Source organism: Paenibacillus macerans (assembly GCF_900454495.1).
Taxonomy (GTDB): domain Bacteria; phylum Bacillota; class Bacilli; order Paenibacillales; family Paenibacillaceae; genus Fontibacillus; species Fontibacillus macerans.
In genome coordinates, this window is the sequence record NZ_UGSI01000001.1 from 1,711,629 (window position 1) to 1,726,319 (window position 14,691).

The 14,691-nt window shown below is 51.8% G+C and carries 10 protein-coding genes; 6 read left to right on the forward strand and 4 right to left on the reverse strand.

Annotated features, from left to right (window positions below):
- Positions 1 to 24: 24 nt before the first annotated feature.
- Both DYE26_RS07845 and DYE26_RS07855 read right to left on the reverse strand, forming a co-directional pair.
- Complete coding sequence (locus DYE26_RS07845) at positions 25 to 444, reverse strand: RNA polymerase sigma factor (RefSeq protein WP_036623422.1); 420 nt, start codon at positions 442 to 444, stop codon at positions 25 to 27.
- A 620-nt stretch (positions 445 to 1,064) separates the two neighbouring features.
- A complete protein-coding gene (locus DYE26_RS07855; protein ID WP_051985472.1) occupies positions 1,065 to 1,625 on the reverse strand; it encodes a hypothetical protein in 561 nt (186 codons plus the stop codon).
- 292 nt (positions 1,626 to 1,917) lie between these two features.
- On the opposite strand from DYE26_RS07855, the gene DYE26_RS07860 reads away from it, so the two are divergent.
- The 5 genes from DYE26_RS07860 to DYE26_RS07880 all read left to right on the forward strand — a co-directional run bounded on the left by DYE26_RS07860 (position 1,918) and on the right by DYE26_RS07880 (position 5,964).
- Complete coding sequence (locus DYE26_RS07860; protein ID WP_051985473.1) at positions 1,918 to 2,520, forward strand: ABC transporter substrate-binding protein; 603 nt, start codon at positions 1,918 to 1,920, stop codon at positions 2,518 to 2,520.
- 113 nt (positions 2,521 to 2,633) lie between these two features.
- Positions 2,634 to 2,843: a hypothetical protein gene (locus DYE26_RS07865; protein WP_036623424.1), complete on the forward strand. Its 210-nt coding sequence runs from the start codon at positions 2,634 to 2,636 to the stop codon at positions 2,841 to 2,843.
- Positions 2,815 to 3,855, forward strand: coding sequence for a FecCD family ABC transporter permease (locus tag DYE26_RS07870; protein WP_036623425.1), 1,041 nt, complete (start codon positions 2,815 to 2,817; stop codon positions 3,853 to 3,855). Before DYE26_RS07865 ends, DYE26_RS07870 begins: the two co-directional genes overlap by 29 nt.
- 5 nt (positions 3,856 to 3,860) lie before the next feature.
- Positions 3,861 to 4,880 (forward strand): FecCD family ABC transporter permease, encoded by a 1,020-nt coding sequence (locus tag DYE26_RS07875; protein WP_036623427.1) that lies wholly within the window; start codon positions 3,861 to 3,863, stop codon positions 4,878 to 4,880.
- Positions 4,881 to 4,938: 58 nt separating this feature from the next.
- Positions 4,939 to 5,964 carry an ABC transporter substrate-binding protein gene (locus tag DYE26_RS07880; protein ID WP_036623429.1) on the forward strand — a complete coding sequence of 342 codons (1,026 nt, stop codon included), beginning with the start codon at positions 4,939 to 4,941 and terminating at the stop codon, positions 5,962 to 5,964.
- A 34-nt stretch (positions 5,965 to 5,998) separates the two neighbouring features.
- Here DYE26_RS07880 and DYE26_RS34105 read toward each other — a convergent pair whose 3' ends face one another.
- Positions 5,999 to 10,369, reverse strand: coding sequence for an RCC1 domain-containing protein (locus DYE26_RS34105; protein ID WP_051985474.1), 4,371 nt, complete (start codon positions 10,367 to 10,369; stop codon positions 5,999 to 6,001).
- A gap of 284 nt (positions 10,370 to 10,653) precedes the next feature.
- Here DYE26_RS34105 and DYE26_RS07890 point away from each other — a divergent pair, with 284 nt between their 5' ends.
- A complete protein-coding gene (locus DYE26_RS07890) occupies positions 10,654 to 11,280 on the forward strand; it encodes a TetR/AcrR family transcriptional regulator (protein WP_051985475.1) in 627 nt (208 codons plus the stop codon).
- 322 nt (positions 11,281 to 11,602) lie between these two features.
- On the opposite strand, the gene DYE26_RS07895 is transcribed toward DYE26_RS07890, so the two are convergent.
- Positions 11,603 to 14,641: an S-layer homology domain-containing protein gene (locus DYE26_RS07895; RefSeq protein ID WP_051985476.1), complete on the reverse strand. Its 3,039-nt coding sequence runs from the start codon at positions 14,639 to 14,641 to the stop codon at positions 11,603 to 11,605.
- Positions 14,642 to 14,691 lie beyond the last annotated feature (50 nt).

A 14,691-nucleotide genomic window follows, 5' to 3' on the forward strand; every position in this document is an offset into this window, starting at 1 on the left:
AAATCGGACCCTCCCACGAAACGATTACATGTTTTTGAGCAAGGATTCCATTTGTTTCAAGCCCCGTTGAATCGATTTACGAACCGCCCGCTCATCGACATGCTCGGCTCTGGCAATATCGACTTTGCTCATACCCAAGAAATAATGGGCGTAAATCCGCCTGGCAGATTTCTCCGGCAAAAGGCACATTGCTTCATAAAGTTGCTGCCTTGAAAGTTTGCGCTCGTAATACTCCTCCGGTGAAATCGAAAGAAATAAAACATGCTGCTCAATCCCATCGTTGCGATCAAGCGAATAATAGGCCCGATGGCGATATGTTCGAAGTCTGTAAGCACCTTCTTCCAAGTCGAATCGCCGCATTTCGTGGGCAACTTCTTCATCTACATCAACCCATACATCCGACTTTATAAAAGGATACATATCCCGCAAATTCATCTTTTTCATTCATGTCCCTCCATTTTGGTTTGTTGGCAAACCAAAACAGAGGGGGGAGAACGACAGCCAACGCTACCTTTTGTGCCTTTGTATAACAGCTGTAGAAAACAAAAAGGACCTTGCCGGAGAGCGCGTCCACGCTCGATTGCGACTAGGTCCGATTGTGAAATTGAATTATATTCTTGCCGATATTTTCGCCGATTGCAGTTATGAGCAATAAGCATACATCGCCTTCACCCTCTTTCTCACCTGGCAACACCGTGTGAGAAATTAAGCGGGCTATGATGCATGGCGCTGCCCTTGTGCCGTTCAACTCCTTGGCATCTGATATTTAGCCGACAACTGCATTAGCAATATAAAAAAGCGCCATACTTCCTTCCGCTGGGCATCAGGGAAAGAAACGACGCTTGTAAAAAAGTAATCACTGATTTTTCTTGTTGCTACCGTGGCACTGTCTGTCCACATTATCAACATAACACGAAACATGTGCATATGGCGTGCATAGTTAGTGCATAAAAAGGGCAAAACCAGTGCAGCATTCGGAACATGTTCCATGCGGCGCCGGCACTCCGACCCTCAAAGTTGAATACGGGGGTCAAATCTATGTGCAATGCGTCTTCTGAATTCATTCAATCTGCTTGAGCCGACTCCAAATCCAGCAAAAACGCCCTATCTTTAATTTTCATGTAAATTTTGCGTAAAATTCGCTTTCGATGATAAAAGTACGCGCGGCGGGAAAGTGCCAGACGACTTATGGCATCTGAGGACGCAATATTATCAATATATCTCAATCGAACAAATAAGCCTTCTTCCGAGGTGAGCGACGTAAGAGCGTAGTCGATAAGACTGATTCTGGATAGCAATAATGGAATTTCATGTTCAGTGATCTGTATGCGTCGAATGACCGTTCGTAATACCGTTTCCTGTTTTCTGCCTCTGCTATGAGCCGCAACCATATGAAGGGTGCGCGTCAATTCTGGGATGTGAGCGAGTTCGGATTGAACATACTTCAATCTCACTTTCCAGTCGTTATAGGACTTCAGCCACGATTCAACCTTTTCAAAGGGAACAGGGGCCAGATCTGCGACATCACAAATCCCTCCTTGCTGTGCATGCTTTCTTAACGTATTCCTCCGCCAGTTTGGCCCGTCAATCGACTTCGTTGTACATTGTTCACGCTCCATTTCCATCGTCATCTACCCTTCTTTTCTAGATTCGCCAAAGTTGACAAGGTACTATTTTCATAGTCTTCGTTCCCCTTTTTGCGACACTCACCCCCGGTCGTATTCTCCTAAAAACCTCCATCTTCATCTACCATTTTACCTATAAAGCGCTTAAATATGGAGGGTGAAATTTTCATCACGCGATCAGCTCATAAAGTGTCGAATAAACACAAAATAACTCGAATCCCTTGGATTCCCGCATCATCGGCTCATCCCATGCTGGAACCAACAAAGGCAGAAAGAAGTTTATCAAGAGGAAATGACAACGGTTTATGATCCGGATAAACTTTCGCGATATAAGCCGGACCTGATCATCGGATCGGATCATGAGAAAGAACACTACGAGCCATTATTCAGTATCGCCCCAATGTTACTCCTGCCGTTCAAACCACTCTCATGGCAGATGCATCTCATGGCGCTTGCCGAAGCGCTCGAACTGCAAGCGGTAGCCGAGCGATGGCTTCATTACTACGAGTTGAAAGTTAAGGCGGCTCAGCACAAAATAAGCATCAATCTGGAGAACGAAACTTTGCTTGTCGCAAAGTTGAACCGTCATAGTGCCCGCGTCTTTGGCGCGAATCGGCGAAAAGTCGGGAAATTGATCTATCGCGATCTACAAATACGCGCTCCAAAAGGACTGGAATCATTCTCATTTGTTGACGTTGATAATATAGAGGAACTAAACGATTTTAATCCCGATCACATCTTGCTGTTGCATGATTTTTCTTGCCCGATCGACAAGAAACGTTTCCGCTCGCTTAATGCAAAATTATACTATGCCCATACCTATCCATGGCTGCACTATTCAGCGATTGGCCATGCTCGGGCAGTATCGGAGGCACTCATGCTCTTCGCCCGTTAATGCAGAAATGTACAAATTATAAGTAAGGAACGCCCATTTCTATCAGTAGAAGCGAATGTTATACTTGTTGATGATATTGATTCTCATTTTCATATATAAGGGAGGGTGTACCTATGTTAGAAATCGTGTTCCCGACTTTCATCCGTAATGTACAGCAACAGGATGATGCACCAGACCCGTTGCCTTATCTCGGGAACATGGAAAGTAATCAAACGGCCGCACAGGCCAGACAAGAAAGAGAAGCAACTGACATTTATTTTGTATCCGACACGTCTATAGGGGAAGCGATACGACATGACCAGCGTTCAAACTCAAACCAGTAACACAAAGCCTGTCCGATCACGTCCTTGGGCGGCAATTCCTATTATTTTGATAGGATTGATTGCTATCATATGGGGCACAGCCTCTTCCATTGCAACTGGCGTCGCGGATATTTCGTTGCGGACAGTATGGGACTCCATAGTAACGTTTAATCCAAATAACGATCATCACGTTATTATCCAGCAACTTCGCTTGCCGCGTGCCTTAGCCGGAATTTTCGTCGGCTCCGCATTCGCTGTGGCGGGGGCAATCATGCAAGGGATGACGCGCAATCCTATTGCCGATACTGGCCTGCTCGGCATCAATGCCGGTTCAGGTTTTGTACTTGTGCTTGTATTTTCCTTCTTTCCGACGTTGCCCTTCAAGTTTCTAATTTTATTTTCTTTCATAGGTGCAGGACTGGGAGCAGGGCTTGTATATGGCATCGCCTATATGTCGAAAGGCGTAATGACACCACTAAAGTTGGTACTCGCCGGTGCAGTTGTCAGTTCCCTTATCTCTGGACTTAGCCAGGCATTAACGGTGCTGTTCCAGATTCATTATGACCTGACATTCTGGTCCGCAGGAGGCATCTCAACAGCTGATTGGTTTCAAGTTTCTGTTATGATGCCATGGATAATCGTCGGGTTGATCGCTGCCCTGATAATCTCCCGCTCAATCACCATATTGAGTTTGGGAGAAGACGTGGCAGCTGGACTGGGGCAGCGTACGAAGCTCATTAAAGGAGCTGGCGTCATCATCGTTATGATGCTGGTCGGATCATCTGTAGCTACGGTAGGCGGCGTAGGTTTCATCGGCTTAATCGTCCCCCACATTGTTCGTTTTCTGGTAGGTGTTGATTATCGTTGGATTATCCCCTGTTCTGCTGTCTTGGGCGGTATACTGGTCGTATTCGCAGATATTGGCGCGAAGATGATTGCCGTGCCGTATGAAACGCCGCTTGGATCTATCATCGCCGTGATTGGCGTCCCCTTCTTCCTGTATCTTGCTCGTAAGGAAGGGAGGGAATTGTAAGCGGTATGGACATCTTCCATCAACGCAGGCATAAACGCAGCGTCAAGCTGGCTTTGTTATTCCTGGCCTTGCTCGTTATCAGCTTCATCATCAGCATGAATATCGGCCGCTACAGTATGAATCCGCTTGAAGTGTTGCAGACACTGATAGGAAATGGCTCGAAAAGGCAAAACATCGTGATGTTCGATCTAAGATTGCCAAGGATGGTCATTGCCATCTTAATGGGAGCTGGGTTAGCTGTATCGGGAGCGATTCTACAAGGTATTTCACGCAACGGTCTGTCGGATCCCGGCATTCTTGGCATCAATTCTGGTGCGGGATTAGCAGTGTTGATGTATGTTTTGTATTACCCATCTACGAAAATCGCGTCTCCTTTTTTAATGCCGTTCCTGGCACTTATCGGAGCAGGTATAACAGCCGTTCTAATCTATGTCCTATCGTACAAGAGAGGTCATGGAATCTCCCCTACCAGGTTGCTTCTTAATGGCATAGCCGTAGGAGCAGGGCTTAGTGCGATCACCATCATCCTAACGTTGCAGCTGAATCCGCGAAACCTGGAATTTGTCGCCACCTGGCAGATGGGATCGCTTTGGGGGGCGAATTGGCAGTTCGTACTTGCTCTGCTTCCATGGCTGATTATCCTGTTGCCGTTCGTCTACTGGCGCTCCAGAACACTCAATATGCTGAACCTTAATGAACAAATTGCCGCGAGTCTCGGCGTGTCGATCAACAGGGAGAGACTGACTCTGCTGGCGGCGGCAGTCGGACTTGCAGCTTCCAGTGTTGCAATAGGAGGAAGCATAGGCTTCGTCGGTTTGCTCGGTCCGCATATCGCCAGACGCTTGGTAGGGCCACAGCACCAATTCATGCTGCCGATTACAGCCGGAGTGGGTGCACTATTGGTGCTCGTTGGTGACACAATTGGACGCAGCTTCATGGAAACAACCGAAATTCCTGCAGGGGTTGTGATTTCGCTGTTAGGCGGCCCGTACTTTATCTATCTATTAATGCGAATCAAAACGTAATCCGTTCGATTCAGAATGCCCATCATTAGTAACGAAAGAAAAGGAGTGGCTTACACCTATGCTAACATTCAAGAAAATATCTTTCATTGCCGCAATGTTCTTACTGATTCTGGCGCTTGCCGCATGTGGCAGTAACATTCAGGTGGAACCTTCTGATATCTCTGCTGAAAACCAGTACGAGGCCAAGCAGACAGAAGTTCCCGATGCAGAAACTTCAAACGTAGCCGAAGAATCAGACACACCAGCATTTCCGCGAACCATTCAACATGTGAAGGGAGAACTTCTGCTGGAGAATCCGCCTAAACGCATCGCCAGCGTCGATATTATGTCCACCGACTATCTGCTGGTTCTTGATATCGCCCCGATCGTATCCGAAGGATTCAGCACGAAGGAGCGGTCTCCAATCTTCGGCAAGTATGCAAAAGGCAAGGAAGTGGTTGATCTTGGGGGCAAGATGAACATGGAAACGCTGTTGGAAATGGAACCTGACCTGATTGTGTTTGGAAGTACAAGCAACAAGTTAGAACGTTTCGATGAATTCAATAAGATAGCTGACACTGTAGTAATTGATTTTTCCCTGGAACCCACCGAGCGGCTGATGAAGTTTGCTGAACTCGTCGGCAAAGAAGAGAAGGCTCGAGGAGTGATTGACGAGTTCAATCAACTGAAGGAGCAGGCGACGGCAGTGGCAGCAAATCACAAGGACGAAACGGTCATTTTTCTGATTTCCAATGGGAAAGACTTCACCGTTATCCACCCCGTGAACTTTCCCTTCTTCTACGAGGGTGTCGGTCTGACACCAGTGCCGGGACTGCCGGAGGACGGTAAAATCGGCGGCCGGATCGGTATCGAGGCATTGAGCGAATTTAATCCCGATCACATCTTCATTGCGGAAAACCGCAGACAGATGAATCCCGAAGATAAAGACGGCCTCATCAACATCTGGGTGGATCATCCAGTCTGGAAAAATCTTGATGCCGTCGAGAAAGGCCAGGTGTACTCCGTCGACACGCTGGTCGGTGACACATTCTTCCTCGGACAAATCGCTGGTCTGCAAGCCATCATCGAACACTTGGGACAATAGACGACATAGCCGAGAAAAGGAGCTTCTCCCCTGGTCAACCAGGTTGGAGAAAGCTCCTGTAAACCTGGATCGTCGCACGATCCTGCGGATTAATAAATTGCATCGCCTGCAGCGTCCGCTTTAGCAGGGCGGCGCTTTGCGCGCGGGTCACATGTTCCCGGGGACCGAACGTCCTCTCACTCAAACCGTGAATAACGGAAGCTTCGGCCAGCCGCTTCACCGCGTCCCGCGCCCACGGCGCGATGTCCGCAGCGTCGGCGAACGTTTTCGGCGTCACGTCCGCAACCGGTGCAGCTCCGGCATACACCATCGCCCTGACGATCATAACCGCTGCCTGTTCGCGGGTAATGGGTTCCATCGATCGGAAGGTCCCGTCCTCGAAGCCGTCGATCAGCTGCGCCTCATGAGCCGCCCGGACGGCTCCCGCATACCATGCACCAGGAGCCACGTCCCGGAAAGGCGCCGCTCCGTTCGGTTCATCGTCCAGACCGAGAGCCCGCACGAGCATAGCGGCAAATTCGGCGCGGCTGACAGAATCGTCCGGCACAAACAGGCCTTGCCCTCTCCCTTCAATAAGCAGCTTGTTCGCCATCAGGACGATATCCTCTTGCGCCCAATGCCCGTTCACATCCGCAAACGAATGATCTGTTTCAATCACCGCATAAGCTCCGTCGTAAGGCGATCGGATCGTCACCAGACCGTTGTTCGAGAAAATGGACGGGACAAATCGGATGCGCCCGTTTTCGTCGATGCGCACGGCCGTCGCCTGGTACGGATTGGCGGGTTCGGGCAGATGAGCCGTCAGAAGCGCGTACGTCGGGGTCCAATCGATGCTGTCTCCGTGTTTGGCCTGAAGCATATAAACGATCGGATGCGGGAGCAGCAACTCTCCTTCGACCCTCGCGATCGGATCGTTCCAATCGACTCCGGCGAAACCCTCAGCCGCCGCGATCATGAAGGTAACGGTCTCCTCCTCCGAAACGCCTTGCAGGACATGGAGCGGAATGCGCAGGCCGTTCCCGTTGACGCTCCATTCCAATCGTGCGTCCTGACGAAGTTTCACCGCATTGAGCAGCGGGGCCGCTGGAAGATCCATTTCAACCGCATCTCCAATGTCTTGCGCTTCGATCAGGATGCCTTCGGGATCGGCTGCGAAAGCTTCGGACACCTGCTCCGCCGTCGGGAAAATCCGGATTACGCGCTGCCCTCCGGCCGTTTCATACGATGCGTCGACCCATTTGACCACACCGTTGATCCTGACATTCACCTGGAAAATGCCCGCTGACCCACCGCTTCCCGAAGATTCGTCCGTTCCCGGGTCCCCCGGATTTCCGGAGTCGTCGGAGCCGCTGGAGCCGTCTTCAGGAGCCGTGACCGTCACCGTGCGCGTCACTTCCTCGGCGGCATTGCCGGATGGATCTTCCACACTGTACCGTAGCGTATACACCCCCGCTTTGCCGGTATCCACCATTCCGATCACGACAATGAGATGAGAGACATCCCCGTAATAGGCATCGGTCGCCTGCGCTCCGGGATCGGCAAACGCTGCGCCGAACGGCACGCTCATGACGGGATCGCCGAGCAGCGTGAGGACAGGAGGCTGCGTATCTTGCACATAGACCGTGCGCGTCACGGTCGCGGCTGCGTTACCCGCAGTATCTGAAACGTCATAAGAGAGTGAATAAGTGCCAAGTACCGATGTCTCCACCGCTCCGGTCACCTGAATCGACGCGGTCAGATCGCCATCCTGCACATCGTACGCCGTTGCGCCGGGATCGGCAAACGGACTGTTCGCTTCCACCGTCATCGGATTCGGCCCGATTAATTCAATCGCCGGTTCGTCTCCGTCGTACACGTACACGTCACGGGTCACCGTGGCGGTATTCCCGGCGCGGTCCGCAGCCGTATATTGAACAGTGTAATTTCCGAGGCGCGCCGTATCCACGGTGCCCGAGATCATGATACTTGAGCTCGGAATCGCGCCGTCGATCACATCAAGCGCAGACGCGCCCGGTTCTGCATATGTCCCGCCTTGCGGGATATGCATCGGATTACTGCCGTTCAGCGTGACGACCGGCGCCGTGTTGTCCAGCACGAACACGTCTGATACCGTGTAAGTGACATTCCCAACCAGATCCTGCGCGCGGATATGCAAATACCAGTTGCCGTCTCCGCTTGTCTGCCTTAACGTGTCGCCGTTCGCAAAGACGTTCCAGCCGTCTGCGGGAGGGGCCGTGCTTTGCGACCACGCGTATTGCAGCGAGGCCGCGTCAACACCGCTCTCCGCATCATTCACGGTTACGGTGCTTTCCGCGTTTTGAGCAGGCGTCGCATTGCCGTTCGCGACGATCTGAACGTCGGGAGGCGTATCGTCCCGCAACACCGTGATCGTATACGTCCGAGGCGGCTTCAAATACGGCTCAACCCGAACAGGAATGACCGTCGACGCTCCCGGGACGTTGACCGTTGCCGCAGTCCCGCTGGCATGCGGCTGGTTGACGACGTATAACTCGGCATGAGCCGTATCCGCCAGCGTTGCCGTCATCTGCACGCTCGATACAGACGGATCGATGTAACAGGTATAAGCGGTGACCGAAGGGGAAAATGCGGGATTCAGACCTCCGTGCTGCACCGTCAGCCCGCTCAGACGGTCATCGCCCGGTATGTTCAACTGACCATAGTTACCAGATCCCCAGGCGACGACCGTGCCATCCGCTTTCAGCGCCATCGAATTCCGCATGCCCGCCGCGATGGCCACCACCCCGTCAAGACCGGCCGGCACGTTCGCCTGGCCGAAATTATTGTCGCCCCAACCGACGATGGTGCCGTCCGATTTCAGCGCCAGCGAATGAACCTCTCCCGCCGCGATCGCCGCCACCCCGTTAAGCCCTGCCGGCACGTTCGCCTGGCCGAGGAAATTCTCGCCCCAGGCGACGACGGTGCCGTCCGATTTCAGCGCCAAAGAATGTCTCTCCCCCGCCGCGATGGCCACCACCCCGTCAAGACCGGCCGGCGCGTTCCTCTGTCCATAGGAATTCGATCCCCAGGAGACGATGGTGCCGTCCGACTTTAAAGCCAGCGAATGATGCATGCCCGCTGCGATCGCCGTCACCCCTTCAAGACCGGCCGGCACGTTCGACTGATCAGAGTTATTATATCCCCAGGCGACGACCGTGCCGTCCGATTTCAGCGCCAGCGAATGCCACCCATTCGCCGCGATCGCCACAACCCCGTCAAGACCGGCCGGCACGTTCCTCTGCCCCCGGCTGTTATCTCCCCAGACAACGACGGTGCCGTCCGCTTTCAGCGCCAGCGAATGATCCACTCCAGCCGCGATCGCCGTCACCCCTTCAAGCCCGGCCGGGACGTTCGTCTGACCATAATAATTGTATCCCCAAGCGACGACGGTTCCGTCCGACTTTAAAGCCAGCGAATGAGAGTATCCCGCCGCAATCCCGGTTCCCTTGACAGGCTTGGCAAGCCCGGCCGGAACGTTCGACTGACCATAGCTATTATATCCCCAAGCGACGATAGTTCCATCTGACTTTAAAGCCAATGAATGCTGATCTCCCGCTGCGATCGCCGCCACCCCGTCAAGTTCGGTCGGCACGTTCGATTGACCATAGGCATTGCGTCCCCAGGCGACGACGGTTCCGTCCGATTTCAGCGCCAGCGAATGATACCCGCCCGCCGCGATGGCCGTCACCCCGTCAAGCCCGGCCGGCACGCTCGTCTGACCATTAACATTCGATCCCCAGACGACGACGGTGCCGTCAGATTTCAGCGCCAGCGAATGATTCATTCCCGCCGCGATTGCTACAACCCCGTCAAGCCCGGCCGGCACGTTCAACTGACCAGTGTTATTACGTCCCCAGGCAACAATGGATCCGTCCGACTTTAAAGCCAGTGAATGATGAGATCCCGCCGCGATTGCCACAACCCCGTCGAGCCCGATCGGCACATTCAATTGACCATCGGTATTCGATCCCCAGACGACGACGGTGCCGTCCGCTCTAAGCGCCAGCGAATGATCCAATCCGGCCGCGATGGCTACAACCCCGTCAAGCCCGGCCGGCACGTTCGACTGACCAGAGTTATTATATCCCCAAGCAACAATGGATCCGTCCGACTTTAAAGCCAGTGAATGATAATATCCCGCGGCAATTGACGTCACTCCGTCAAGCGCGGCCGGCACGTTCAACTGACCAAAGTTATTATATCCCCAGGCGACGACAGTGCCGTTAGATTTCAGCGCGAGTGAATGCCCGAGTCCCCCCGAGACTTTCACATACGGGCTTCCCTTGCCCGCTTGCGCCGCCCCGACACCGTAGGGAATCGCCGAAATCAGCAGCAACATGAAAGATAGAATAAGAGAAATGAGCTTTCGACTTTTAAAAAACAACATAATCGACACCCCGCATTCTGTATACCGGTTAGCTTGTATCATTCTTCCGGATTTTTCTGGTCCATTCCCTGTGCATCGTATCAATCCAGTATAGCGGTTTTGAAGCAGACTCCGCGTGCCGTCGGGAACAAAATCATACTGTACGGTACGGTTTGATTATCACTATAAATGGAGTTACACTTTCTGTCAAGACGACAGCATTAGCGCGCCGCATTGACCTGACTTGTGCGATGTGGAATAATTTGAACAAGCCAAACAAAACAGGGAGGAGTGATCTGGACCCTATGGCAAATCTGTCGCCGCGGGAAGCGGCAAAGCGCAAACAAATTTTGACGGCTGCCCGCAGCCTGTTCCTGACCCGGGGATACGCCGGAACGAGCATGGATCTCGTCACCCTGGAAGCCGGTATATCCAAGCAGACGCTGTATCGCTATTACGCCACCAAAGAAGCGCTGTTCTCCGACCTGCTGAGCCAGGTGATCCACGAGCTTACGGAGGAGAAGCAGCCGTCGCTGGCGAGCTTGCCCCTGCCCGAAAACCGGGAACAGCTCTTCGATATTCTGCTGATGATGGCCCGGGTCATCGCCATAAAGCTGAGCGACCCGCTGTATCTATCGATTCTTCGCATTGTTTTCGCGGAATCGGTCCGCTTCCCCGAGCTCGGGGAGCTGCTCCTTGATTCCTTTCCTAAAAGCACCGGAATATTGACGGACCTGCTGAAGAAGTGCAAGGAAACGGGGTTGGTGAAGCTGGAAGACGGAGATGTGGAAATGTCGATGCGAATGTTCATTGGGCCGATGATCGGCCATGCCTTCTTCGTTGGACTGCTCGGCGGCGCTTCCGCGCCAGAGCCTATGCCGGAGGAGGATCTGAAGCGGCTGTGCCGAATTTATGCGGAGTCTGTTACTTGATTCGTTGCGCGGGGAAGCATCTCCTGCGCTTCTCTCGATCGCTTCCTCCGCTTCTCAATTTCAACGGGGATCGCATGATGATGGTACGGATGTATCATACATGCTCCGGCCGTAGTAAATAACATCAATAAAATCGTACGATCTTGCGGTTTTCTGTTGTTGGATGACCATAGCTTCAACTACCTTGGCTATGATGGAGTACGAGGAATAGCCTGAGATAGTTCAGCAGAGCGTTCATTGAAGTGCCTGACATACATAATAGCCGCACTCACCAATAAGATGCCTTGGTGGGCGCGGCTCCTGTCAACCATGAATACCAATGTTATGTTTGTTGATCTAACAATCTTAACAGGCTGACCACTGCTTCTGCACGCGTCACTGGCTCATTCGGTGCAAAATAGTTGTTACTCCGGCCGATCAGGATGCCGTGCGAATGAAGCGTTTCAACAGCTTGTTTCGCCCAATCGGCAATCAGATGATCATCGGCAAAGCTCGTTCGTTCCGTTACCGGCAAGTCTTCATCGATCATTCGTGCAAGCACCGCCGCCATCTCCACGCGGGACATCAGTCGCTGTGGCCGAAAGCTGCCATCTGCAAAACCTTTCACGATGTTTGCCTCAGTCGCTATAGCGATAGCCCGTTTGGCCCATTCTCCGATTTGCTCCCGGTCGCTGTACGAAAGGGAATTGTTGTCCTTGTTCTCTCCGTTAAGCTGCAACGCGTTGATCACCATAACGATAAATTCCTCTCGCGTAACGGAACGATCAGGGCGAAAGGTTCCATCCGGATATCCGTTGATGAACCCCAGTTCCACAGCGCGTCGAATCGCGCTTTCTGCCCAATGCCCGGCAATATCAGAAAATGGCATCGACGATTCATGAGCAGCCGTCTCTCGAATCACGGTCAGCGTATATCGCTTCTCGGTACCGTCTTCCGCACGAACGACAAACGTGAACTCATTGTTGCCGCTTGCCAGCTTCTTGCTGATCGGCGCCGAGCGTGACAAACGTACACCATCAACGTACACTTCGGCCGCATCGTGCGCTGCTTGAGCAGTAAATACCATTTCCTCTGCATCTGTAAATACGGTGTAATCATACACATCAGGAACAAACGAAGGTTGTAAAGTTAACATCCGACCGTTTGCCACTATTTCCAGTGATGAAAGCGTGGCATCGTTGGAAACACGATCCGTACGGGAAGACGATGATGACGATGATCTTCGCTTGCGCTCGTCCAGCACGATCACACTTACCTTCGCCTTGATATTCAGCGGATTGTTCACCCACTCAGTCAATTGCAAGGTGCCTATAAATTCATAACGACCAGCCACCTTGCCATTGTATTCAGGGTGAACTTCATTCCAGCTCACTTGCACCTCAATCGTGCGAAGATCGTCCAACGTAACATACACCGAATCGGGTACGGAAACATCCTGCAACTTCGTGTTATAAGGCACATATATCGTATCTGGCCTTTGAATTTCCGCAATCGTTAGCAGGCGCTCAATGTATAAAGAATAAGTGCGCTCCTCCTGTTCATTTTCTGATATGACTTGGATATAAATCGAATTGTCACCAATCTCGAGCACCGCTTCTTGCCCGCCAATCACCTCATACGATGCCGATGAGTCGTAAGTCGAAGCTGTTACTGTCACGCGATCCATTGAATAAGGTACCGTCAAATAATAAGTAAACAGATCCGGATTGAAATTTTCTAAAATTTTACCATTGATTCGAATCTCAGACAACTTGGCATTCGACCCCGGCAAAACACGAACCTGCAGCTTTACCTTCAATTTATCCGGGTTCAGATAATATTCGGGCAATTGCAAGCTTCCAGATATCCAATATGTCCCGGATTGATCCGGATTGTAATCAGAATTCTCTATTTCCCAATTGACTCCCACATCCGGCTCCAATGTCTCGTTGTGCAGTTGTAAAGAAACCTCGGTTGGCAAATATTGCGCTAGTTGCTCGCTCGTGATATGCTTGCTTACTTCAAGCGTATTGAGATCATTCACCGCTTTTACCACAGCATACGGCGTTGCGCTAACCGGTTCTGACAACTGGCTTCTGCTATTCCCTTCGGTAACGGCTTGCACAGCAAACCAATATGTTGTCCCTGCCTTTAACTCATCGGCCAGCCATGATGTGTCCTTAAGCGGCTCGTCATTTAATGGCTTCCAGTTCGATAAATCCTTCGTATCCGGCGGCTCTGATCCTGTAGCCATATAGATTGCGTAAGCGGAGGCATCAGAAACCGCCTCCCACTCAAGCTGCACAGACCCTTCTCCAGCATTTGCCGTTACGTTAGTCGGAGCATCTATATCAACCTGCCCGATCGCATATAAATGTCCATCGTAAGAGCCCACATAAATCGTACCATCGGCACCGATGGCCGCTGATGAAGTAATCGAACCTTCAGCCTGAAATGACCAACGCAAATTGCCCGCTGAATCTATCGCGTACAAATTGCTGTCGTGAGTTCCGACATAAAGGATGCCATTGGCATCGACAATCGGCGTAGCATAAGTAACATATCCAAATTCCGCTGACCATTCGGGGCTAACGTCATCCGCCGCTTGTTGCGGCGCAAATGCATAGAGCGCCAAACCAGTCTTTAAATAGATCGTACCGTCAGCTCCGATAACCGGAGTGCTGTAGATAGAATCTTTTGCATCAAACCTCCATTGTAATTGACCCGACGAATCCAGTACATATAAATTCCCATCCTCTGAACCCAGGTAGATCGTCCCATCAGTTCCGATTGCCGGTGTCGCTCTGATCCCGCTGCCCGTTTCAGTTTCAAAGGTCCATTTCGGCTTGACATCATCCGCATCTTGCTCCGGTTCAAATGCATAGAGAATACCGTCGGAATCCGCCACATAGATCTTGCCATCAGCTGCAATTACCGGGGACGACCTGATCATCGGCCAAAATGCTGATATTTTGTATGCCCACTTTTCCCTTCCCGTGTCTCCATCGTCGGAAATTGCATGAAAAGTACCGCCCTGGGTTGCGACATAAATCGTCCCGTCCGCCCCGATGGCTGGTGAAGGGGACACGAAAACCGGTGACCCCATTTTCAAATCCCATTTCAAAGTACCGTCTGGATGAATCGCATATAAATAACTGTCATCCCCCCCGACATAGATCGTCCCGTCGGCTCCGATGGATGGCGACGAATAAATGCCGGGGTTGCCAAAATCACTGCCATGGATCGCAAATTTCCATTTCTGCTCGCCACTCGCCGTCAACGCATACAAATGCCCGTCGTCTGAGCCGACATAAATTGTACCGTCTGCAGCGATCGCCGGTGATGAACGTACACGACCTTCAGTTTTAAATGACCATTTCATATCAAACGCTTCGCTGCCGGAAAACCTCGACTGTCTCGTCCAGTTAAACG

What these genes read in the sequence shown, in the direction of transcription:
- DYE26_RS07895 (WP_051985476.1), bottom strand. Translation starts at nt 14,641, where the DNA reads ATGAAATGGTCATTTAAAACTGAAGGTCGTGTACGTTCATCACCGGCG.
- DYE26_RS07880 (WP_036623429.1), top strand. Translation starts at nt 4,939, where the DNA reads ATGCTAACATTCAAGAAAATATCTTTCATTGCCGCAATGTTCTTACTG.
- DYE26_RS07870 (WP_036623425.1), top strand. Translation starts at nt 2,815, where the DNA reads ATGACCAGCGTTCAAACTCAAACCAGTAACACAAAGCCTGTCCGATCA.
- DYE26_RS07890 (WP_051985475.1), top strand. Translation starts at nt 10,654, where the DNA reads ATGGCAAATCTGTCGCCGCGGGAAGCGGCAAAGCGCAAACAAATTTTG.
- DYE26_RS34105 (WP_051985474.1), bottom strand. Translation starts at nt 10,369, where the DNA reads ATGTTGTTTTTTAAAAGTCGAAAGCTCATTTCTCTTATTCTATCTTTC.
- DYE26_RS07875 (WP_036623427.1), top strand. Translation starts at nt 3,861, where the DNA reads ATGGACATCTTCCATCAACGCAGGCATAAACGCAGCGTCAAGCTGGCT.
- DYE26_RS07860 (WP_051985473.1), top strand. Translation starts at nt 1,918, where the DNA reads ATGACAACGGTTTATGATCCGGATAAACTTTCGCGATATAAGCCGGAC.
- DYE26_RS07865 (WP_036623424.1), top strand. Translation starts at nt 2,634, where the DNA reads ATGTTAGAAATCGTGTTCCCGACTTTCATCCGTAATGTACAGCAACAG.
- DYE26_RS07845 (WP_036623422.1), bottom strand. Translation starts at nt 444, where the DNA reads ATGAAAAAGATGAATTTGCGGGATATGTATCCTTTTATAAAGTCGGAT.
- DYE26_RS07855 (WP_051985472.1), bottom strand. Translation starts at nt 1,625, where the DNA reads ATGGAAATGGAGCGTGAACAATGTACAACGAAGTCGATTGACGGGCCA.